This window comes from Fulvivirga sediminis (genome assembly GCF_016757215.1).
In the GTDB taxonomy this organism is placed as follows: Bacteria; Bacteroidota; Bacteroidia; order Cytophagales; family Cyclobacteriaceae; genus Fulvivirga; species Fulvivirga sediminis.
This window is the reverse complement of the sequence record NZ_JAESIY010000003.1, coordinates 157,300-181,256: the sequence shown is the minus strand read 5'-3', so window position 1 is coordinate 181,256 and position 23,957 is coordinate 157,300. Positions and strand designations below refer to the sequence as shown.

The window sequence follows — 23,957 nt, the reverse complement described above, 5'->3', positions numbered from 1 at the left end:
TTTGCCGCTATTTTAATATAAAACCAAATAGTACCTTAAGGGTTTCTTGCCTTTCGAAATGCCAATCAGAATAAGGCAATGGAAAAACCTGAATGCCTGCCCTATGAAGAATCCTGTAGCGCTCCACACCATAAGCAGCTTCATACTCACCCGGATATCCTATCAGATCAATACCTATGTATTTATTATCTTTTTTTAACAACAAATCCATACTCATACCGGCCACCTGATAGTTCGGCCACATTTCTTCAATACCTTCTTGTGCTAATGCTTCTGAAACTTCCTCAAGAAAGCGATCGTGCTGCTCTATCTTTTCAGTCTTCTCTCTTAGTCTTTTTTCATTTATAGACTGAATATACTGACTAAATAATGATTCTTTTTTAAGTTCTTCTGGTTCTATAGATAGATACAAATATTGCCTTTGCCTTGCTCTGGTAATAGACACATTGAATACATCTTCTTTATTGAGGTGAATAAAGGCGGAATGATGGGTATTCTTATCTACCGTAAAAGACAAATGCATAATATCCCTTTCCTCTCCCTGAAAACTATAAGCTGTACCCACCCTTAGTTGATGCTTTTCTATTTCACCAATGCTAAATGCCTCTACTAAGAGATCTCCGAGGTAATCTACCTGACCTCTGAATGGAGATAATATACCTATGGAAGTAGCAATACCGGCTTCCAGACTTACCTCATCATCAATCAGCTTTCTTACTCTTTCAATTATAAGTTTAGCCTCTTTTTCATTATATCCGCGCTTCTCTCTCTTGCCTTTGCAAAACTCCACCACCAGACTATCTGGCTGGTGATCAGGGCGACTAGTCATGATATGGAGATTATTATCATAAAAGTGCTGGTTACTAAACTCTATGATAGGTTCTACACTACGAAAATGCTCGTCGAGCATAGCTATCTGCTCGCCTGACTGCAGCTTGCTCATTACCAAATCTAGTATACTCTTACCTCTATAGTTGAGGTGCTCAGGATTGATATCACCCAAACCATGCTTTTCTCTAAAAATATTTTGAAGTTCCGTTGAAAGAAAAGAGACATGCCTCAGCTGGCTCGGATCTCCTGCAAAAACCACTCTTTTCGCTCTTTGCATTAACGGAAGACAGCTGGCAATATCACACTGTGTAGCTTCATCGATAATGACTACATCAAACATTTCTTTTTTGAATGGCAAAACATCTTTTACATCCGCCATTTTTACTGCCCAAATAGGAAAAGCTTTAAGGATAGCATTAAAATCTATAGTAGAAAATAGCTTGAGCGTTTCAGTATCGCTGGCCAGGCCCAGTCCTTCCCTAAAGACTTTTATTTCATTCCAATTATGTTTTACTACTTGTAAAATCTGATATACATATTTCAGTTTTATCAGCTCCAGGGTCTGATCTATTTTCTGCGCATCAGCTTTACCTAGCTTCTCACTAAGTGCCCATACTGGTGTTTGATATTTATTTCTAAGATCAAGATATTCTGTTTTAAGCCAGTGCCATAGTCCCTCTCTCTTTTTGCTGAGATAATCTCCCCAACGCATTTCATTTTCTACCTCTAGAATAAAGTGATCTTCAAGTACTCTTGTGTTATCATCCAACAACCGCAGCTCTTCTTCAAGCTCTTTAATACGCTCAGATAACTGTATTTCATCCATTCTGCCTGTCATACCAAACTCATCCATCAGGTATTTAAGCTTATTAGCACGAGTAAGCAGTGTCTTCAAAAACCTCATAAGAGGGGTGAGATACCTCCGCTTCCTTCCTCCTCGTATCACACATCTATCTATACCTAACTGACCTGCTACCTTAGAAATAATGACATCTACCGCCTCATCCGTTCTAGAGGCTATAAGTACAGACTCTCCTCTGCTCATATGTTCAACGGCCAAGGCTCCGATGGTATAGCTTTTACCCGTGCCAGGAGGCCCTACAATCATAGTCATGGGATGCTCTGCTCCAGACTTTAATATCACTTGCTGGGCCTCACTAAGGATTACCGGAATTCTGCCCTTAGAATAATTATGAGAAGCTGAAGAAATGACTGGATTTTCATCAAGCATATGTTGAAGAGGAATAGAATACTCTTGACTAGTAATCATTTCTTTCAACTCATTAAGCACTCCCCTGGTATTGCTAGATTTAGGCACCACCCCCAGCATACTGGCAGGTACTAACTTTAAATCACCCTTCTTGCTTCTTTTTAATCCTGAAATGACCTTTTTCACCTCCGTGAGAGAAAGGTTATCAGGATAACCATAAAGGAGCTGCGCATCTACCTGATGAAAAAAAGTATTACAAAGCTCTATAATGCCTGCTATCTTGTCAAAAGGTATCAGGTCGTGTGGCAGGCGATCATGCAAGTGATCGTAAAGCTGGTCATTAGCTCCTGTTTCTGTAAGCAAATTTACTAATGGATAATTTATTTTACGAGAATCTGGCTTTACAGACAAATAAAAAAAGTCTTCTCGCTGCTCTATTTCAGCACTATAATAAACTAAAGGAGAGCATAATCTTTTTTGTTCGCCATTAGAATTAGTATAATACCCACAAACGAAGAAAGCTGCATATAGCAACTCCTTTTCTTTTTGGTAAACTTCAAGCTTTTTGCGAATGTTTGCTGCGACTTCATCTTCAAGTGGAATGATAGGAGCATCTCCCGTTAATAGCTCTTCTCTCCGCTCAATCACTAAGCGATTTTCTACCTTATTATTTAAAAAATCAAAAATGGAAAGCTCGCGATTATCTGACCTGTAACAATCAAAAAAATAATGAATTGCTTTTGACAATTGACTAGAAACCATGCTCAAAAGTAAGAATCCTCTATTAAAAGAAGGACTAGTTCAACTTAAAACTTGTGGTTCTTCCACACTCATAGTCAGAGAGCTATTAACAGTATAAAATAAACAAATCCGCTATTAATTTCATTTTCAGATCTATACTATTCCTATTGTTTCCAAATGAGCTTTGTATGTAAGCATAAAAGCTATTCATACTTAAAATTGATCTCCAAAAAATCAACTATAACCTTTTGAAGAGCATTATTCATTAATTAAACCAAAACAAGTGGAATATTGATTGGATAGACGAGATTAGAATCATAACAATATGTCAATTTAACGCAATTATAATCCATGTAACATCTTGTGTTTATTTGAACATTTTAGAGTTCCACTTGTCCTCAAAAAGGGGTACTTTCATAAACTAGGGAAAAATATCAGAAAGGATATGCAAAACGTTTTAAGTCTGTTGTTGATAGATGACGACCAGGATGAACATGACTTATTTTCTTTCGCTTTGGAGAAAGTATCGCCTGAGTTGGATGTAAGAGTTTATGGGGTTAATAGTGGAAAAGAGGCTTTTTCTTTCCTAGAGAAATCCAACACACCTCCACCTGAGTTTATTTTCATAGATCATAATATGCCCTTCTTATCCGGAAGAGATTGCCTACAGGTAATACGTTCTTTCCCTGGCATGGAATCATCAGTATGTATAATCTATAGCTCTGCTGAGCCTAGAAATGCCCATGAACTTCAATCATTAGGCGCATCTCACTTTTTTTTGAAGCCTGTTGACCTCAAAAGTTTCAGTGTTATTCTAGAAACTCTTTTATCGAAACAAAAAGAGCTACCATTTCTGATTACCTGATAATTTCAAAAACCGCCTCAGTGGGATTAATCGTTTTGTAATGAATAGGTAAGTTCAAAGTTACTTTGGTTCCATCTCTGTACTCACTTTGTATTTTAATACTACCTTCTAGTTTTTTAACCGCTTCTTTCACTACATAAAGACCTAAGCCAGCCCCTTCTCCCTGCTCAGAAGCACGGTAAAACATGTCATATATTTTAGATATATTTTCTTCTGGTATGCCTATTCCATTATCTTCAATAAATACCTTCAGCCGACTTTCATCCTCTAAAGCCTCTATTTTCACGCGGTTCATTGCCTTTTTATGATCAGCAAATTTCACTGCATTGACCAAAAGATTATTAATGATAACCATAAAACGATGCTTGTCGCCCCTCCATGAAAGCTCAGGGTCAATGTTCATCTCTAGTTTCACCCGATTCCATAAAGGTAAATAAGAAATACTGGTCCATACTTCTCCTACTAACTGTGATATACTTACCTCTTCTATCTCTATTTCGGTTCTAGAATTTCTAGAATATTCGAGGATTTGTTTGATGGTTCTGTCCATGAGACTTAGCCTGTCTTTAATGAGGTTAAAATACAATTCTAAATCGCCCTTAGAATTAGCCTCTTCCACTTCGTGCTGTGCTACATTAATAATACCTCCAATGGTTGCTAGTGGCCCTCTCAGTTTATGAGATACGCTATATACCAGATTATCAAGCTCGCTATTTATTTTTTTTAGATGCTCATTCTGTCGCACAAGTGATTTTTGGTATTCCTTTTTCTGCCTTATATTCTCATACTTCTTAAGAATATTTTTAATGGATACGGGTAAGCGAAATAGGCTATTCTTTAGAATATAATCATCTATACCCTTTTTGAAACAACTCACGGCATACTCCTCTGACACTGCCCCTGAAATCAGTATAAAAGGCACCTTAGTCCCCATATTTCTACATATTTCTAAGGCATCAATCCCTGTAAACTGAGGTAAAGAATGATCACAGACAATAAGACAAGGATGAAATTCCTTAATTGCCTGAATATACTCACCTTTAGTAATTACTCTTTTTATATTACCTCCCAACTCTTCTTTTTGAAGCTCCCTTTCGATTAAATTAAAATCGTCTAGGGAGTCTTCAACAACTAGTATTTTCAGTAAATTTTTTCCCATTGTATCTATTTAGCAAGAAACTATTGAAATTTTCTAGATCAAAATAATCAACATCTTGTTATAATACAATAAGAACCTCTTATATAATTATATTTATTTACATATTTTATTTAATTCTAATAGTATTTGAAATTAATGTTCTGTAAGTCCTTTCCAACTATCCGTTCTAAATGGTGATGCCGGCAAGCCTTCTTCATTATATAAATTAGCATCATCTGGATTATCCGCCCAGGCATACCTTACCGCCTTCGGCTCTGATACTTCGGGGCTATATAGGATCACCTTGTCTCCTTCTATCCTGGCTTTGGCCCAGTGAAACTGCTTATCAGCACCAGCTATGGCAAAACCTCTTACGTAGCCATATTTATCTTTAGTTGTAAGGCCGCTGCCTGTATTCGTAAACTTCAAAGCAACCTCATTTCCCTTTATTTCCATAGACTCATAAGTAGGCCCGGAATATACTATTTCTTTATTATACGCTACCGATAATGCAGCCAGGGCTAACCTCAGACCTACATCTTGTTTGTTTGTAGGGTGAATATCATCAGCCAAGCCTACATCTATTAAAACTGCCTCTCCTGTTTTGGGTAATGATAATGCCATATGTTGAGCTTCTCTTAGCTCTGCCCATTCACTATCCGTAGGTTTAGGCTTAGCAGCCATATAATTAGCTAGCTGTGCCCAGATAAAAGGAAAATCATTACCCCATTTTTCTCTCCAATTGCGTATCATGGCAGGAAACATAGTACGGTAATGATAGGCTTCATAAGTATTTGCCTCACCTTGGTACCAAATAGCTCCTTTAATGTTTAGATTAAGCAGAGGTGCTATCATAGCATTATAAAGTTGAGAAGGAAACGAATTAGGCCCTGAGTCTTTTACATCATACATGGCAGTAGTTACGGTAGCCCTGTATTGCCAATCTCCCACTAAACTTAATTTTTTACCATCTAAAGAAAGGTAAAACTCCTCAGGAGAAGCAGTAGTACCTCCGCCACCACCTGTATCGTACATTCTTATAACAATGGTGTTTTTCCCTTTTTTCAATAAGCCTTTAGGCAACTCATAGAACCTTGGCGTATTCCATCCGCCCTGGTCTCCCACTAACCTTCCATTCACATAGGTTTTGTCATAATCATCAATAGCTCCCAGGCTCAAAATGGCCTTCTGGTTGGTAGGGTCTCCATTTATATCAAAATCATAACGATACCATACTATACCATCTACATTGCCTATTACAGAATGCTCATAGGTACGCGGCATTTTTATCTCATCCCATCCTTTGGTATTGGTTTCAGGAGCATACCATTTTTCTTTTATTCCTGGCTCATCTTCAATCGCTTTTAAATAAGCTACTCTGTTTTCTTCCCACTTCTTAAGCCTCTTTTCAAACTCAGCAGGATCAAGGTCTTTATACTCAGGATCTTTACTCATAGTATCCCAGCTGGTCCAGGCTTGTACGTAAGTTCCTCCCCAGTTAGTACTAATAAGGCCTACAGGCACATCTAATTCTTTATTGATTTTTCTTCCAAAGAAATAACCTGCTGCAGAAAAAGAAGGAATATTCTCAGGTGTACAAACCTTCCATTCACCCTTCTTAATATTATTTTTGGGAGAAAAGCTTCTATCTTGCTCTACTGTAAGCAAACGTATATTAGGATAATTAGCATTTTTTATTTCCGTGGCTGCATTATCAACAGTACCCCAACCATCTATTGGCATCTCCATGTTAGATTGCCCACTACAGATCCAGACATCACCTATCAAAATGTCATTAACAACAATAGGCTCATCTTTACCTTTTACAGTAAGCGTATAAGGGCCGCCGTGAGTCATAGCAGGAAGCTCCACCTTCCACTCACCATTTTTTCCCGCTTTAGTACTAGCTTTTTCTCCATTAAACTCTACCGTTACATTTTCTCCTTTATCAGCCCATCCCCAGATGGTGACAGGCTGATTTCTTTGAATAACCATATGGTCAGCCAGCACCCGAGGTAATTTGACCCTGGCTTCCGCTATTAAAGTGCTCATCATAAATAAGATAAGTAGCAGACTGAGTTTTGTTTGTTTAGTATTCATAGTCTTTATAATCATGGTTTCTCGACCCTTTCATCTCTTGAAAGGTTATAATTAATTGAGTCCTTGAAACTATACTAAAACTAAAATAAATCAAAATACCGGGCTACGAATTATAGCCCGGTATCATTAAATGTTTTTGGTATAGGTTTATATAATGAAATATTCATCTCCCAAACAGAGATAATTTAAATCATATAATCAGGTTTTATGACCTACTAGCATCATCACTTCACAAGTACTTTGGAGCTAGGAATAAACATAACAGGACATTTGAATTTGTTAAAATCATTATCTTCATTCAAGTCCCACTTTTCCTGCAGCTTCTTTTGAATATCCTCACAAAGAACCACTAGATCTACATCAAACGTATCAATAGCTGAAAATAGCCTTTCTTTTACGAATCCTACTTCAGCCAGAAAGGTATTATTCACCTGTTCTATTTCAGGCATAAACGACTTTAATCGTTCAAATTTAATATTCGCTGCGGCCTCCTGCTCTCTTTTAAACTGAATTTTACTCTTTATACTCTCTTGGGCACTACCAGTAATCAATCGATAAGCATGTAGTATAATTAACTCACCTCCATGAGCTATAGCAATGTCTAATGCCACAGAAAGACACCTTATCGATGACTCCGAGAAATCAGTCGGGTATATTATTCTTTTAAACATAGCTCTGGCTATTCATTCATATAATTTTTTCACTAAAGTAAAATTGTTTTTTGGGCGTTATTACCCATGTGAATCAAGCGGTTTACTGATTTTTATCATACTTTTGGGTCAATTGACTAAACTTCTAAACTTAACTAAGCAGTGAAAAACGAACACCCAGACCCCTACAAAGCCGTTTTCGAAGCCTGCGAAGAGGGTATCTTTGTGGTAAACAAAGAAGGAACAATAGTGATGGCCAATAGAGCTTCTCATAAATTATTTGGGTATGAGGAGAACGAATTAATCGGTTTGTCTGTGGAATTATTAGTTCCTCCGGGTGTAAGACATACTCATGTAAAAGATAGGAAAGCTTATGAAGCTCATCCATCGCCCCGCCAAATGGGCCGTGGTAGAGATCTTTCTGGAAGAAGGAAAGATGGCTCTGAATTTCCTGTTGAAATCAGTCTTAACATGGCGCAGATAGAGGATGTATACCATACTCTCGCCTTTGTGATTGATATTTCTGAAAGAAAAAAAATAGAAGAAGCACTTAAAAAAAGTGAAGAACAACTGATTGTATATGCCGCAGAACTGGAAAAGAGGGTAACGAAAAGAACACAGGACCTGGACAATACCATCAGACAGCTGGAAAGAGTAAATGCTGACCTGGAAGATCAGGTACGTATAAGAAAGAAGGCAGAAGATGATACCAGGCTGGCACTAAGCCGAGAGCGAGAGCTTAATGAACTCAAATCTCGTTTTGTTTCTATGGCTTCGCATGAATTTAGAACTCCGCTTAGCACCATGCTTTCTTCCGCATCGCTCATAGAAAGATATAAAGAATCTGGAACCGAAGAAAAAAGACAGAAGCACGTCAACAAAATAAAATCGGCCATTAGCAATCTTACCAATATTTTAAATGACTTTTTGTCTTTGTCTAAACTAGAAGAAGGAAAAGTAGGTGTTGAAAAAGAAGATATTAAGCTAAATGAAGTGCTTAAAGATATCATTGATGACATGGAAGACATCTGCAAGGAGGGTCATAAAATAACCATTAATGCTGATAATGAGGATATTGTTTTTCATACCGATGAAAAAATTATAAAGAACATACTCATAAACCTGCTCAGCAATGCTATCAAATACTCTGAGGCGAACACTGAAATAACCATTACCCTTAAAGAAGATCCTAACCTGCTCAGTATTAAAGTAAAAGATCAGGGTATAGGTATACCAGAAGGCGAACAAAAACACATGTTTGAACGGTTTTTCAGAGCAAAAAATGCCACCAATATACAGGGTACTGGCTTAGGGTTAAATATTGTAAAAAAATATGTAGATATGCTCGAAGGAGAGATCACTTTCACTAGTAAATTAAATGAGGGTACTACTTTTTCGATAGATTTGCCGAAAATTGTATAGTTAAAAGAGTCTGACTAACGTGGAACTATGAGAAAAATTCTGATTATTGAAGACAATAATGAAATAAGAGAAAACATTGCAGAGATTCTGGAGCTAGATGGCTATGAGCCGCTTGAAGCCGCCAATGGAAAAGAAGGCGTTCAAATAGCTGTAGACCAACATCCTGACCTTATCATCTGTGATATTATGATGCCGGAATTAGATGGTTACGGTGTGTTACACATCCTAGCTAAAAAAGAGCAAACGGCTAATATTCCCTTTATTTTTCTTACCGCTAAGGCTGAAAAAACGGACATTAGAAAGGGTATGAACCTGGGGGCAGATGACTACCTTACTAAGCCTTTTGAAGATACCGAGCTACTAGACGCTATACAGATAAGGCTCAAGAAAACTGAAGCACTTAAAAAAGAATATAACAGTAGTGCTGATGGTCTTAATCAGTTTATCAAAGACGTCAAAGATTTTCATGACCTCAGTCATTTACATGAAAACAAAAAGCCTCGCTATTACAAGAAAAAGCATGATATTTATCGCGAAGGCGAATATGCAAATTACGTATATTTTGTAGCCAGCGGAAAGGTAAAAAGCATCCGTACTAACGAAGACGGTAAAGAGCTGATTACCAGCATATACACGGCAGGCGAGTTTTTCGGTTATGAGGCCCTTCTAGAAAACATAGAACACCCTGATAGCGCCGAAACCATGGAAGAATCAGAAGTGATACAAATTCCTAAAGAAGAGTTTTTCGACCTGGTATACAGCAATAGAGAGGTGTCTAGAAAATTCATAGAGTTGCTTTCTAATAAAGTATCAGAGAAAGAAGAAAAGCTACTTCATCTGGCATATAATTCCGTTAGACAACGTACCGCAGAAGCATTGCTTACCATTAGTGAAAAGTTTAACCCTGAACAGAAGGCTAACTTTGAACTATCAGTATCCAGAGATGATCTGGCCAATATGGTAGGCACAGCCACAGAATCAGTAATTCGGGTAATATCAGACCTGAAAGATGAAGACATAGTAGAAACCCGATCTGGCAAAATAGTAATTAAAGACCCTGATAAGCTAGTTCAGATCCAAAAATGGCATTTCGCAAGGTAGAGATCGTATTATCTGATCGTAATCAAAGCTAATACTGATGGTTGTCATTTGAGATTTTCTCCTAATTGGCCTTTTTTACGTTGCCTTAAATTCGAAATACCATGAAAATAATGAGCTTTGCTATTGGTTTGGCTTTGGCTCCCTTTTTTGCCAAAGCTCAAACCATACAACGGGTAACTATCCAACCTGAGAGTCATTTTTCACTTTCCGGAACATCCAATATTAATTCATTTAGATGTGTAATGGAAAATGCTTTCTCCAATAATCAGCTTAATGTCTGTTACAATCAGGAAGAAGACCAGCTAATATTTGAAAAGACAGGTTTTCATCTGGCCGTTGAGAAGTTCGACTGTGGAAATGCAAAAATGACACATGACCTCAAAAATGCCCTGAAGGCCGAAACATACCCTAAAATAGAGTTTGAATTATTAACCCTGGCAGGGCTTAAAGCCGGAGATTGTGAACCTGTAGCCGAATCAGTGATTAGTATAGCCGGACAAGCCAATAAGTATCTGCTTAAATATATAGTGAAGCAAATATCTGAAGACCAATATCGAATTTATTTAAATGCAGACTTTAACATGACGGATTTTGGAATAGCCCCCCCTACTGCTATGATGGGAATAGTAAAGGTTAATGAAATGATTTCCATTAACCTTATACTAAATGTTGTTATGAAATAAGACACTAACCTTTTTCATGCTGATTGCACCTTAGCTTCTTCCAGGTCTTCAGAAAAAAGCCAGAAGAATTTTTCCAGCTCCTGAAAATTCAAAGAATCTAAGCCCAGCTTTTCTTTAAGGCCTTTCATATCTGTTTGAAAAAGAGCATAATCTTCCAAGTATTCAGAAAAGCTCCTTTTAAAATGTTTACCCAAAATCCTGATCGCTTCGATATTAAACACAGGGTAATCATCTCTATTATGCCAGCAGCAATAAGTACTACAGAACGTCATGAAAGCCACTTTCTCTTTACCTTCATAATATGACATTAACTTATTGACTAATTGAGGATTACCACTTTGCAGATCTTGATCTATTTGAGAGCTCACGATGAAGGATGATAGCTTCCTCAAATCAGGCACTATTTCTCTAAGTTCTTCCGTTTCAATAGTGCTTATTTTTAAAATCACTTCATGAATTTCAACATTCTTGGCATGCATTTTAAAATATTGATCTTTTACCTTATCTCCAGTAAAATATCCCTTCTCTTCTTCAAAGTGTTCTAAATGTTTGAGTATGTTATTGGCCGCTTTCATGGTTTCTGGGTTTATTAATTTCTTTCTTTATATACAAAATTGATGGGAAGCACCATTTTCACTTTTACTGGTTTACCTCTCTGTTTACCTGGGCTCCAGGGGGCTGCAGATTTAAGCACTCTTACCGCCTCTTCGTCGCAACCTTTACCTATTCCTTTGAGCACTTCAAAATCGCTTAAAGCACCATCTGAATTAACTATGAACTGCACAAATACTTTACCCTGTACCTGAGCGGCTAACGCCCCCTTAGGATATTTTATGTTTTCGTACAGAAACTTCATAAACTCATTCATGCCCATTTTTGGTTCAGGTCTGGTTTCTACTATAGTAAATATCTCTTCCACCTCTTCTTCTTCGGGCTGAGTAAGCTGCATATTATCATAGTCTATTTGTTCAATGGCCTCTTCAGTGGTAATGTCTATATCAAAATCCAGATCTATATCCTCTTCTATTTCCTCCTCTACAGGCACCTCTACTATATTCGGCTGCTGAAGGACCTGTTTTGGAGGAGGAGGAGGTGCTTGCTCGGTAGGAGGTATCTCCAAGAGCTCATCTACCGGCGCATCTACATGGGCTACAGCTAATTGATCACCTTCGTCATAAGACTTCCATTCGAAAAGCCCTACCACGAAAGACATACTCACCAATAAACCAATACTAAAAAATAAAATTCTCTGAGATTTCATTTTAGCGTCTTTGCTTTTTTTAATAGCCATCAAATCGGCTATCATCTGAGCCTGACGAGCATCGGCTTCTACTTTATTTAAAGTATCTTCTGTATACTTATCAATGGTTTGTGCATAGGTTTTATCTGCGAGTAACATGGTAGTAATGTTTTATTTAAATCATACCTAAAGGTCTCTTTTATTATTGAAGATATTCATGACCTAAGGTTGAATAAATTATGACCTTCATAGCAGAAATAAGTGATAAAAGTCATGAATTACACCTACCCTTATCATTAGGTTCCTATGTCTTAAAAATTATCTTGCATACAACATTAAGGGAAGAAACAATGCCTCCCTTACATTTTTCACCTAAAAACAAAACCAAAATGAAAAATCTAAAAAGCATTCTCATCCCCATTGACTTTACTGATTCCAGTAAAAATGCAGTGAAATACGCCAGTTATATTTTTGATAAAGAATCAATCAATCTGGTAATTGTCCATGTAACTGAAAAAACGGTTTTTTCTCAGGCAGAAATAGAGAATAAGTTTAACACTTTCCGGGAGGAAACACTTACAGGCCTACCACATTATGAATTTCATATATATATAGGCAATCCTGCTGATGAGTTATTACGCTCTGCCGATGAACACCGCTCTAGCCTTGTTATAATGGGGCTTAAATCAGAGAATAGAAAAGAAAGCATATCTATTGCTAGCAAACTAATGAAAGACCTGGATTGTCCTATTATAGCTGTGCCTGACTTTTACACTGATTATAGATTAAAACGTATTGCATACGGCAATGATTTTAAAGAAATAAGAGTATCTCAGGTGCTGAAAGATGTAATGCAGCTAGCTCTTAAATTCTCTTCTAAGCTATATGTATTCCATGTAAATAGAGAAAAAGCTCCCGTTTTGGTAGATAACTCTGAAAACATCCTGGAATACTATCTAGAAAATATAGATCATGAATACGTAGCCATAAACGATAAGGATATGGAAAATGCGATCAACAATTATGTAGTAGAGCAGAAAATAGATTTACTGATTACGCTGTCTAGAGATCATGGAAGAAACAAATCTAACTCTGAAGGCAAACTGATTTATCAACTTGCGGAAAACACGAAGATACCTATGCTTATTTTATGCTAGCGAATAAAATCATACTATCATGCAAGCTTACTTTAGACAATCATTTGATTTCTTACATCGTAGATTCAATAACATTGCCTTTAATTTTGTAGCCCACATCTCTGCTCTTAAACTGATATTGTGCATAGCAATTCCGTTATTGGTGTGGGCTATGCCCTCTTCCTGGATACCCCTGGATAACCTGACGGTGACGCAACACAGAGCTATCTTTATATTTACCTTTGCCGCTATTTTCTGGATTATGGAACCTGTACCTATTTTTGCCACTTCGATAGTGGTAATCTTACTGGAGCTGGTCTTACTTTCTGATAGCGGTCTTGCACTGGCTTTCCTCAATCAGGAGGCCAGTGGCTTTGGCAATATTCTAAACTATAAAGAGATTATTGGTACGTTTGCCTCGCCCATTATCATCCTATTTCTGGGAGGATTCTTCCTCGCTATTGCAGCATCTAAATATAACTTAGATGTAGCCATGGCTCGTACATTTATTAAACCTTTTGGTTGCCAACCTAGATGGGTTATGCTCGGCATCATGAGTATTACAGCGGTGTTCTCTATGTTTATGAGTAACACAGCCGCTACAGCTATGATGCTGTCCATACTAGTACCTGTACTGGCCTGCCTAGACAAAGAAGACAAAGGTCGCATAGGATTTGTTCTCAGCGTACCTTTGGCAGCTAACATTGGTGGCATAGGTACTCCCATAGGCACTCCGCCTAATGCTATAGCCATGAAATACCTGATCGGTGATAATGCTATATCTTTTAGTACATGGATGCTCATGTGTGTACCCTTCGCTCTGTTTCTTATGTTTTGCGGATGGCTACTGATACTTTATTTATACCCACCCACTACAAAAAAAATAGAGCTTAAATTCAAGACCAAAAAGCAAGACAAAAGAGCCTCTGTCATAATCTATTCTACTTTTGCGGTTACAGTAGCCCTCTGGCTTACCGACTTCCTTCATGGTATGAACTCTTATATTATAGCACTAATTCCTATGGCGGTATTTTTATGCCTTCAGGTTATCAATAAAGACGATCTCAAAAACATTAGTTGGGATGTGCTATGGCTGGTATCAGGAGGCATTGCCCTGGGCTTAGCTCTAGATGCCACTGGCCTGGCAGCTGTGATAGTCAACAATATCCCCTTTGGAAATATGTCTCTGGCTATCATCTTTTTGCTAGCTGCTATTACCGGGCTAATTATTGCTAACTTCATGTCTCACACAGCCACAGCTAACCTACTCATACCTATTATAGCGGTGATAGGTACTACTGTACCAGGACTAGAAGCATTTGGTGGAGAAAAAGTATTGCTACTTTCCACAACCCTAGCCATTTCTCTCAGTATGTCTTTACCTATCAGCACACCGCCTAATGCTCTAGCTTTTAGTACAGGACTGATAGAAACCAAGCATCTGGCAGGAATGGGAATATTTATGGGCCTGATAGGTACTGCTTTGGTGTTTCTGATGCTATACTGCACTACCTCCCTCGGTTTAATTTAAAAGCATGAATGTGATTTTGAACCACCCTCACCAGTGATAATGACTGGTGGGGGACATACCCTCTACAGTCATGAAAATTTCTGCTCTTCTCTTAATACTTATTTGCTTGGCTACCGCTCTAAAGGCTCAGATTATTATCCCTTTAGATAGTGCTCAGAAACAATACTTAAAGATCTCAGGCTCTGGCCAGTTTTGGCTCAGACATACAGACCTTAACCCGGGATCATTAGTAAAGGAACAGGAGGAGTCTAACATTACAGACTTCTCTGTAAGACGACTAAGACTTAAAATCCAAGGTAAACTAAGCCATAACTTTGGCTTTGTGATACAGGGAGGACAAAACAATATTAACACAGCAAAAAAAGAGAAAACCTTTAAAATATTAGATGCCTATGGCTTTTATGAATTTAAGCCTTGGCTAAAAGTGGGTGTGGGCAAAAGTGCCTGGGTAGGCTTAAGCCGATACTCCGCCCCTGCCACGGCCTCTCAACTGTCATCTGATATATACTTCAGCACACTTCCTGCCATTAACATCTATGATGATATGATGAGAAGGCCTTCCCTTTTTTCTTACGGACAGGTGGGAAAAATAGATTACCGGATAATATTAGCCAAGCCGTATAACGACAGTAAACCCGTAACGCCAAAAGACAAACAGGCCACCTTTGCAAGTCAATACTCTGACTATCAAACTTCATGGTATATCAAATATCAGTTTCTGGATAAGGAGAAGCAGAGTTCATCTTTTGCTCCTCAATATTATACCAGTAGAAAACATATTTTCAACATAGGGGTAGGCCATCTTTATCAGCCAAGTGCTACCTGGAGCTTGCAGCAGCAAGACACTCTATTTCACAGCATGAATATGCATGGTATTGATATTTTTTCCCAACTGCCTATACACCCAAAAGTAGATGCTATTTTTTATGGCGGTTATATTCATTCTGACTTAGGAACAAACTTCATACGTAACATCGCTCCCAATAATATTTGCTCTGGCACTAATGAAATGGGCAGCTACAGCGGTAGTGGAAATGCCTATCCTGCTGCAGGCACAGGAGCTATTTTTACAGCACAATTGGCCTTCAATTATCATCTAACAAAATCAATGATCCAGCCCGCTATATCAATGCAATATGCTGATTATGATATTCTGGATGATGACGTTATTAATTATGACTTCTGTATTAATTATTATCCAGACATGAAGCACTCTAAGCTCACACTTGCCCTACAAAGTCGTCCTATTTTTGAAAGTAACGAAGGCCTTACACATTGCACTGCAAGAAAGAGCCTATTCCTACTTCAATATCAATTTAAATTTTAGCAAAAACTGACATTAATCACTAATTTGAATAATACAGGTCATGTTAGAAGTAGATTTAAATAACGACCTTCATATCAACAAACAAGGATAATAACAGATAAAATCAAGATAAGAAAACATAAACTGAAAAGACATAAAATTGAAGAAACACTTCGATTTTATAACTCATACAAGTCCTTAACCTTTTAAACATTCAATCAGATGAAACGTTCTAACCTCGAATCAATCTTTAAAGGCCTTAAATCTCTTGGCCTAGCAAATGCAAAAGGTGTTTTATGGAATCTCACTCCTGCCGAGTTGGTGTCTGAAGCCATAAAAAATCAAGAAGGTGTACTCACCAGCACCGGAGCCCTCATGTGTGACACAGGTAAGTTTACAGGACGATCTCCTAAGGACAGATATATCGTAGAAGATGACATTACCCGTGACAAAGTATGGTGGGGAAACATTAACATTCCCTTCGATTCTGAAAAATTCAATAAACTATTTGATAAAGTTGTAAGCAGCCTAGCCTATAAAAGACTGTTTGTAAGAGATGCCTACGCAGGAGCAGATCCTGACTTCCGTTTGAAAGTAAGGGTAATAGATACTCAGGCATGGCACAACCTCTTCTGCTACAACATGTTCATAAGACCTGAAAAAGAAGAGCTAGTAGACTTTGAGCCAGACTTCACTATAGTAGCGGTACCAGAATATATGGCTAACCCTGCAGAAGATGGCACCAGAGCTGCAAACTTCGCCATCATTAACTTTACCAGAAAAATTATCCTTGTAGGCGGCACAGGCTATACCGGAGAGTCTAAAAAGGGCATCTTCAGTGTACTAAACTTCCTCTTACCGGATCAACAAAACGTACTCTCTATGCACTGTAGTGCTAATATAGGAGAAGAAGGAGATACTGCTATATTCTTCGGCTTATCTGGAACTGGTAAAACAACCCTTTCTGCCGACCCTGACAGACATCTGATCGGTGACGACGAGCATGGCTGGTCAGAAAACGGTGTCTTTAACTTTGAAGGAGGCTGTTATGCTAAGGTAATCGACCTTACCAGAGAGTCTGAACCACAAATTTATGACGCCATTAAATTCGGTTCATTGCTGGAAAACACTCGTTTCATACCAGGAACCAGCATTGTAGACTTTTCTAACAAAGAAGTAACAGAAAACACTCGTGTGTCTTACCCAATTGACTATATCTCTGGTGCGTGCTGTCCTTCTACAGGAAGTCATCCGAAAAACATATTCTTCCTTACCTGTGATGCCTATGGAGTGTTCCCTCCTATCAGTAAGCTTACAGTAAGCCAGGCCATGTATCACTTCATCTCTGGTTACACAGCAAAAGTGGCTGGCACAGAGGCCGGTATTACAGAGCCGACCAGCGTATTCAGTGCCTGTTTTGGAGCGCCATTTATGCCATTGCACCCTACTAAATATGCTGAGTTACTGGGAGAAAAAATAAAAGAACACGAGGTGAACATTTGGCTTATAAACACCGGCTGGACTGGTGGAGCCTATGGTACCGGACACAGAATACCTCTGAAATACACCAGAAGAATGATTTCTGCTGCGCTAAACGGAGAGCTGGACAATGTAGAGTATAATGAGTTGCCAACATTTGGCCTTAACTACCCTAGCAGCTGCCCAGGAGTGCCAGAGGAGCTTCTTAACCCACGTAATACTTGGGCTGATAAAACTAAGTATGACGAAAAAGCTCAAATCCTTGCAGAAAATTTTGCTAGCAATTTCAGAAACTATGAATCATATGCTAATGATGAGATCATGTCTGGAGCACCTGCTTTAGAGCAGGTATAAGCCAGGTGAACGGTTGGAAAAACAAAACCCCGGAAAAGAACTTCCGGGGTTTTAACGTTTTATATAAAAAAGGAGTAAGTTTTATTTTAAAAAGGAGCGTCTTCTTCATCAGGTCCACTATAGCCGAAGCTTCCACCCCCGCCAGAGTTACCTCCATTGTCTTCATTAAGTCTACTTCCTAAAGTGATCGTGCCTGGTCCATCATCAAACTCAGCAGGTATACCCCCACCGCCAGGAAACTCACCACCAGCAAAGCCTCCCGGATCAAGATCAGAGAATTTGGTGTATTTACCGATAAACTTAAGACTGACATTCTCCAAAGAACCACTTCTGTGCTTAGCAATGATTACCTCACCCGTACCCGCTGTAGGCATTCCATTTTCATCTTCAGTAATACCATAGTACTCTGGGCGATAAAGGAACATTACCATATCCGCATCCTGCTCTATTGATCCAGATTCTCTAAGGTCGGAAAGCTGTGGTCTCTTATCTCCACCCCTAGTTTCCACGGCCCTACTCAGCTGAGAAAGAGCTATCACAGGTACGTTGAGCTCTTTAGCGATCTGCTTCAAAGCCCTTGAAATAGAGGCGATCTCCTGTTCACGGTTACCGCCACCTTTACCTGAATCCCCACTCATCAGCTGCAAGTAGTCAATTACTATGAGCTGAATATCATTCTGCGCCTTAAGACGCCTACACTTGGCTCTAAGCTCCAGAATAGACAGTGCAGGAGTATCATCAATGAAAATAGGTGCATTACTCAGCCTATTCGTCTTATGAATCAGCTGTTGCCATTCATAATCAGCGAGATTTCCTTTCTTAATCTTCTCACTCTCTAGCTCTGCCTCAGCAGAGATAAGCCTGTTTACCAGCTGCACAGAAGACATCTCCAGAGAGAAGATAGCCACTGCGTGATTAAAATCAACCGCAGCATTTCTTAGGGCAGACACCACAAACGCCGTCTTACCCATGGCAGGACGAGCCGCAATGATCACAAGGTCAGTTCTTTGCCAACCTGATGTTACCCTATCCAAAGCAGAGAAACCACTTGGCACTCCGGTAAGGCCATCTTTATGATTTTTCCTTTCCTCTAATTCCTGAATAGCCTGCGCCATTAACGAACGCATGTTATCATAATTCTTACGAATATTGGCCTCAGAAATTTCGAAAAGAGATGACTCTGTTTTATCTAACAGTTGGAATACGTCAGTAGTATCTTCATATGCATCATGCTGAATTTCAGATGATACTCGAATCAACTCACGCTTAATTGACATCTCAATGATTACACGGGCATGGTACTCTACGTTGGCAGCAGAACTCACCTTAGAGGTTAGCTCAGCCAAGTAATAAGACCCTCCGGCCACTTCCACCTTACCATTTTTTCTAAGCTGGTTAGCCACGGTACGCATATCTACGGGCTCAGAATTATTAAACAGCTCTACTATGGCTGCATATATTTCTTTGTGCGCGTCTTTATAGAAACTATCAGGCTTTAAAATATCTATAACCGTAGTAAGAGCATCTTTTTCTAACATAAGAGCTCCAAGCACGGCTTCTTCCAGATCAATCGCCTGAGGTGGCAGTTTACCCAGTCCTTCGTTTACATCACGATTCCCTCGATTGGACAGGTGCCCTACCTTAAAAGACGATTTATTTTCCATGTAGTGATTACTGATTTGATGACTATTTTTCTCTTTCCAAGCTCAAACGTAAAAAGAAATTTCACGACTACCAATTCAATGTTAGTTGCATAAAACTTTTCATTTCATTAACACAAAACATTTGTTCTTCAGTAGCTATAGGCTGTGTGCGTCTACACACTAAACAGTTTATTCACATTTATCCCTTGGTCTTTCCACATTTTAAACCCTAATATGTGGAAAAGTCAATTTTATATTCACAAAAATTTTAGTTATCAACACTTATATTCACATTAGTTTAAAGCTCGATTTTTATCTGCCATTTATAATTTTTATCTTAATTTTGAGCCTTAACCAAAGGATTTACATAACAGATATATGCAGAACATTCATTTTATTGCTATAGGCGGCAGCATTATGCACAACCTTGCTATCGCACTGCATAAAAAAGGGTACCAAATAAGTGGTTCTGATGATGAAATTTTCGAGCCTTCCTTGAGTAGTTTAAAGAAATATGACCTGCTGCCTAATCAGCAAGGCTGGAATCCTGACCTCATCACCAAAGATCTGGATGCTGTAATCATAGGTATGCATGCTCGAAAGGATAATCCTGAACTTAAGAAAGCAGAAGAACTAGGCGTAAAGATTTATTCTTTCCCTGAATATATTTACGAGCAGTCTCAAGACAAACAAAGAATAGTGATAGCAGGAAGCCATGGCAAAACCTCTATCACATCAATGATAGTACATGTACTAAAGCATTTTAATAGAAAGTTTGACTTTGCCGTTGGAGCTAAAATTGAAGGTTTCGAAACGATGGTTCAGCTTACTGATGCTCCTATCATTATTATTGAGGGAGATGAGTACCTCTCCTCTCCTATTGACAATACGCCAAAATTCCTAAAGTATCACCATCATATTGGCCTCATCAGTGGAGTAGCCTGGGATCATATTAACGTATTTCCTTCAGAAGAAATATATGTGAGCCAGTTTGATAAATTTGCTGATGCTTCACCCAAGGGAGGTACATTAATATACTGTGAAGAAGATCCTTTAGCTACGGTAATAGGTACAAAAGGAAGAGAGGATGTTCATGAAATATCATACAAAACACATCCTTTTATCATAGAGCATGGCACCACTTATCTAACAAGAGGTTCAGAAAACACTCCTATAAAAGTATTCGGCAAGCATAATCTTCAAAATATTAATGGAGCTAAGGAGGTTTTAAAGAAGATAGGCATATCAGAAGATCAATTTTATGAGGCCATACAATCATTTAAAGGGCCACAAAATCGCCTGCAGCTGGTGAAGTCTGGTGATAGCACTGCCATCTATAAAGATTTTGCTCACGCTCCTTCAAAAGTACGAGCAACTACTTTAGCGCTAAAGGAGCAATACCCTGACAGAGACTTGGTGGCCTGCCTTGAATTACACACTTTCAGCAGTTTAAACAAAAGCTTCCTTGCGCAATACAAAGGCAGCATGAAGTTTTCTTACAAACCTATTGTATACTATAACCCTGATACTGTAGAGCATAAAAAACTTGAGCCTATTTCAAAAAAGGATATTAAAGAAGCCTTTGACGAAAGAAATCTTAAAGTATTTACTGATATAAACAAACTAATGGCATTTCTGCGAGATCAGAACTGGAAAGACAAGAATCTGCTCATGATGAGTTCTGGTACTTTTAACCAGTTAGATTACGATGATTTAGCCAAAGAACTGATAAATTAATTTGCTTCATGAAGCTTAAACTAAAAAATCCATTAACATTTTTCGACCTTGAAACTACCGGAACCAGTGTGGTGAAGGATAGGATAATAGAAATATCGGTAGTGAAGGTAATGCCGAATGGAGAAACAATAGTAAAGACTAATAAAATTAATCCTACTGTACCTATACCAGCAGAGACCAGCGTTATCCATGGCATTTATGATGAAGATGTAAAAGATGCGCCTACTTTCAAGAGTGTAGCCAAAAGCTTTGCTCAGTTTCTTGAAGGCTCTGACCTGGCAGGCTTCAACATACTTAAATTTGATGTACCTCTACTGGTAGAAGAGTTTTTGCGTGTTGGAATAGACTTTGATGTAAGCAAAAGAAAGCTCATAGATGCTCAAAAGATCTTCCACATGATGGAGAAAAGAACGCTTTCTGCGGCATACAAATTTTATTGCGGAAAAGAGCTTACTGATGCCCATAGTGCCGAAGCTGATACTAAAGCCACCTTGGCCGTTTTAGAAGCTCAGGTAGAAAAATATGATGGACAGGAAGTGGTAGATAACCTGGGAAATAAGCTTGGTGTTATCGAAAACAACATGGAGACCCTGCATCAGCTTACCTCTACTAACATGGTAGACCTGGCAGGAAGGATAGTACTCAATAATGACGGTGTACCGTGCTTTAACTTTGGGAAGCACAGAAATAGACCTGTAACCGATGTATTAAAAGCAGAGCCTAATTATTACGAATGGATGATGAGAGGAGACTTCCCTCAAGACACCAAAAGGAGGCTTACCGAAATAAAACTTAAAGCCTTTTCATCTTTAAACAGATAAAAGAGCACTTTAAACTTAAAATAAAGCCTTTCAATTAATTTTGAAAGGCTTTATTATTCTCAATCACATCAACCGATTGGCTCAATCTCGCTGACTAGAGATAAACACATCATCAATTAAATATTTTGATTCTTTTTGCCTTATATCTGCTCCTGGCAAGGGAGGGTCATTCGTTTCATTTGGGGTGCTTCTGTCAGGTGTATTTCTATAACTGCCCGTTCTGAATGAAATACGCTCCACTGACTTTACTGCCATGGCTGCAGGTAGATTTTCTGCCAGCAATTTATCATCAACATAGACAGAATAGCTACCAATGCCATCAGCATTATAATTCACTCTTAATGAATACCATTGGCTTTTTTTATATGGAATCAAAGAGACCATTCTATCACCATTAAATGCTTTGATAAATCCATCCCCATCGAAGGATAACTGCACTGGTCTATTCCCAAATTTATCTACTATTTCTATTTCAAACATAGCGGTATCTGCTTCCTCCACTTTAACCTTAAAGCTGGCATTCACATTTTTTCCTTCCTGAAATACTCGAATAGCCCTTGCATAGTCATAAGGATCACTGTCTGTTAATTGAAGACACTGATTAGCATGAGTCTCTTTTATCAATTGCACTTTAGCCCATTTCGGAGAATATAAATTCCAATCAACAACAGCGCCTTCGGCAGTCATATTTTCGAAATCATCTTTTACATCCTGAGTCACTTCATATTTAATTGGAGTAGGAATACGACAAACCCACATATCTTCTTTGTTCATGCTATAGGTCATCCACATATCCGTACCGGGGGCATTTCCATTGCCAGGCAATATGCCTCGCATGTAGCAAGGACCAAAATCTTTCCATCTGCCAGTAAACCTTCTTGGAGGCACCTCTGCCTGCACTAATAACAGGTTATCATAGATAATACCATCATCGCTGGTAGTTATGGCCAAAGGAAATCGATACTGGGTCTGATCTATTGGGTTATAAGAAATAGCATACCTGCCATCTTCCGTCTGTTGCCCCCAAACTTTACCTCCAGACATCACAAAAGTAGATGCTTTAACAGGATCAGTAAAGCTAACGCCACCATCAATAGAAAGTGCCGCATAAGACTTCTTCCAAAGCCCTACTATTTTACCATCTTTTCGGGCGTACCAGTTAAATGCCTGATGAGATCTATCCAGATGATTAGGTGCATAAAAGCCATCCGCGCCATTGTCTTCTTCAAACCACTGCCAGGTCATTAATTTATCAGATAACAGCGCAGCGCAAGCTGCTCTAAATCCTTTATCTTTTGATTTTTTATAAAAAGGATAAGATGTGTTAGTCTCATTCCATTTGGTCTGGCTATCATATCGAATAAAATAAATAGGCCCCATGCTACCATCCTTATAAATCTCCCGCGCTACCCGACCGATACCATTTTCACCGAAAGGGTTTTCTGTATGTCCATAGAAGGCCACTGTTAGCAATCTGCCATTAGGTGCCACGTAAAAACCCATGCGTTGGTGCATCATATACCCCGTGGAACCCTTAGGAATATCAACATCCTTTGGAGCTTCATAAGGAGCAAATGCAACTTGAGGAAACCCCCAGTCTTTACCATTTTTCGACGTAACCAGCATAGTTTGCACTGGAGCTATATGCTCATCTGCTTCACCACTGATGTATTGTTGGTAAAACTGTCCATTCCAATAAGCCAGGTTCGATGCATGATTGTATGTCCAACCATATCCGTCACTCATGTCGGGGTTGGTTCTGTTAGCTCTTAAGGTTTGGATGTTCTCTACCCCTATGGCATACCTCAGTCCTGCCTCATGCCTAAATGGATCAATATGCTGACCTCCTACATACCTTATCGGCTCGTTCTCGCTCCCTGTTTGAGCATTAGCAAGCTGACAAAGAGTAATAACAAATATTAAAAAGCACTTTCTTAATAAACCTACCATTCCTAAACACTACGTTTTA

General features: G+C 38.7%; 18 protein-coding genes. 10 read left to right on the top strand and 8 right to left on the bottom strand.

The genetic code is table 11. From position 1 onward, the window contains the following. Nucleotides 1-7: 7 nt before the first annotated feature. Nucleotides 8-2,689, bottom strand: a complete 2,682-nt coding sequence (locus JL102_RS06625; RefSeq protein WP_202243479.1) for an AAA domain-containing protein — start codon at nucleotides 2,687-2,689, stop codon at nucleotides 8-10. Nucleotides 2,690-3,227: 538 nt separating this feature from the next. Between JL102_RS06625 and JL102_RS06620 the strand changes: the two genes are divergently transcribed. Next, complete coding sequence (locus JL102_RS06620; RefSeq protein ID WP_202243478.1) at nucleotides 3,228-3,647, top strand: response regulator; 420 nt, start codon at nucleotides 3,228-3,230, stop codon at nucleotides 3,645-3,647. On the opposite strand, the gene JL102_RS06615 is transcribed toward JL102_RS06620, so the two are convergent. The 3 genes from JL102_RS06615 to JL102_RS06605 form a co-directional block, all read right to left on the bottom strand. Beyond that, entirely contained in the window at nucleotides 3,640-4,806 is a 1,167-nt protein-coding gene (locus tag JL102_RS06615; protein ID WP_202243477.1) for an ATP-binding response regulator, read from the bottom strand. The two genes, JL102_RS06620 and JL102_RS06615, sit on opposite strands and share 8 nt — an antisense overlap. A gap of 132 nt (nucleotides 4,807-4,938) precedes the next feature. Next, a complete protein-coding gene (locus tag JL102_RS06610; RefSeq protein WP_202243476.1) occupies nucleotides 4,939-6,885 on the bottom strand; it encodes a sialate O-acetylesterase in 1,947 nt (648 codons plus the stop codon). Nucleotides 6,886-7,109: 224 nt separating this feature from the next. Beyond that, the gene (locus JL102_RS06605) at nucleotides 7,110-7,556 is read right to left on the bottom strand and encodes a universal stress protein (RefSeq protein ID WP_202243475.1); all 447 of its coding nucleotides are present in this window, start codon (nucleotides 7,554-7,556) and stop codon (nucleotides 7,110-7,112) included. Between the two features lie 141 nt (nucleotides 7,557-7,697). On the opposite strand from JL102_RS06605, the gene JL102_RS23970 reads away from it, so the two are divergent. The 3 genes from JL102_RS23970 (at nucleotide 7,698) to JL102_RS06590 (ending at nucleotide 10,741) form a co-directional block, all read left to right on the top strand. Beyond that, a complete protein-coding gene (locus JL102_RS23970) occupies nucleotides 7,698-8,957 on the top strand; it encodes a PAS domain-containing sensor histidine kinase (protein ID WP_202243474.1) in 1,260 nt (419 codons plus the stop codon). Between the two features lie 27 nt (nucleotides 8,958-8,984). After that, on the top strand, nucleotides 8,985-10,058 hold the full coding sequence (locus JL102_RS06595; RefSeq protein ID WP_202243473.1) for a response regulator: 1,074 nt from the start codon (nucleotides 8,985-8,987) through the stop codon (nucleotides 10,056-10,058). 101 nt (nucleotides 10,059-10,159) lie between these two features. Next, on the top strand, nucleotides 10,160-10,741 hold the full coding sequence (locus JL102_RS06590) for a YceI family protein (RefSeq protein ID WP_202243472.1): 582 nt from the start codon (nucleotides 10,160-10,162) through the stop codon (nucleotides 10,739-10,741). 14 nt (nucleotides 10,742-10,755) lie between these two features. Here the strand turns inward: JL102_RS06590 and JL102_RS06585 are convergent, their stop codons facing one another. Further along, nucleotides 10,756-11,316 carry a hypothetical protein gene (locus JL102_RS06585; protein ID WP_202243471.1) on the bottom strand — a complete coding sequence of 187 codons (561 nt, stop codon included), beginning with the start codon at nucleotides 11,314-11,316 and terminating at the stop codon, nucleotides 10,756-10,758. Nucleotides 11,317-11,330: 14 nt separating this feature from the next. Beyond that, the gene (locus JL102_RS06580) at nucleotides 11,331-12,140 is read right to left on the bottom strand and encodes an energy transducer TonB (protein ID WP_237390449.1); all 810 of its coding nucleotides are present in this window, start codon (nucleotides 12,138-12,140) and stop codon (nucleotides 11,331-11,333) included. A gap of 230 nt (nucleotides 12,141-12,370) precedes the next feature. Here JL102_RS06580 and JL102_RS06575 point away from each other — a divergent pair, with 230 nt between their 5' ends. From JL102_RS06575 to pckA, 4 genes are all read left to right on the top strand, one after another. Then, nucleotides 12,371-13,138 carry a universal stress protein gene (locus JL102_RS06575; RefSeq protein ID WP_202243470.1) on the top strand — a complete coding sequence of 256 codons (768 nt, stop codon included), beginning with the start codon at nucleotides 12,371-12,373 and terminating at the stop codon, nucleotides 13,136-13,138. Nucleotides 13,139-13,157: 19 nt separating this feature from the next. Beyond that, nucleotides 13,158-14,648 carry an SLC13 family permease gene (locus tag JL102_RS06570; protein ID WP_202243469.1) on the top strand — a complete coding sequence of 497 codons (1,491 nt, stop codon included), beginning with the start codon at nucleotides 13,158-13,160 and terminating at the stop codon, nucleotides 14,646-14,648. Between the two features lie 70 nt (nucleotides 14,649-14,718). Further along, entirely contained in the window at nucleotides 14,719-15,975 is a 1,257-nt protein-coding gene (locus JL102_RS06565) for a porin (RefSeq protein ID WP_202243468.1), read from the top strand. Nucleotides 15,976-16,176: 201 nt separating this feature from the next. Beyond that, nucleotides 16,177-17,787, top strand: coding sequence for a phosphoenolpyruvate carboxykinase (ATP) (gene pckA, locus JL102_RS06560; protein WP_202243467.1), 1,611 nt, complete (start codon nucleotides 16,177-16,179; stop codon nucleotides 17,785-17,787). A gap of 86 nt (nucleotides 17,788-17,873) precedes the next feature. Here the strand turns inward: pckA and dnaB are convergent, their stop codons facing one another. Next, on the bottom strand, nucleotides 17,874-19,451 hold the full coding sequence (gene dnaB / locus JL102_RS06555) for a replicative DNA helicase (RefSeq protein WP_202243466.1): 1,578 nt from the start codon (nucleotides 19,449-19,451) through the stop codon (nucleotides 17,874-17,876). A gap of 357 nt (nucleotides 19,452-19,808) precedes the next feature. On the opposite strand from dnaB, the gene JL102_RS06550 reads away from it, so the two are divergent. Then, nucleotides 19,809-21,167, top strand: a complete 1,359-nt coding sequence (locus JL102_RS06550; protein ID WP_202243465.1) for a UDP-N-acetylmuramate--L-alanine ligase — start codon at nucleotides 19,809-19,811, stop codon at nucleotides 21,165-21,167. 8 nt (nucleotides 21,168-21,175) lie between these two features. Beyond that, nucleotides 21,176-21,988, top strand: coding sequence for a 3'-5' exonuclease (locus tag JL102_RS06545; protein WP_202243464.1), 813 nt, complete (start codon nucleotides 21,176-21,178; stop codon nucleotides 21,986-21,988). An 81-nt stretch (nucleotides 21,989-22,069) separates the two neighbouring features. Here the strand turns inward: JL102_RS06545 and JL102_RS06540 are convergent, their stop codons facing one another. Continuing rightward, nucleotides 22,070-23,938, bottom strand: a complete 1,869-nt coding sequence (locus JL102_RS06540) for a hypothetical protein (RefSeq protein ID WP_202243463.1) — start codon at nucleotides 23,936-23,938, stop codon at nucleotides 22,070-22,072. Nucleotides 23,939-23,957: the final 19 nt, after the last annotated feature.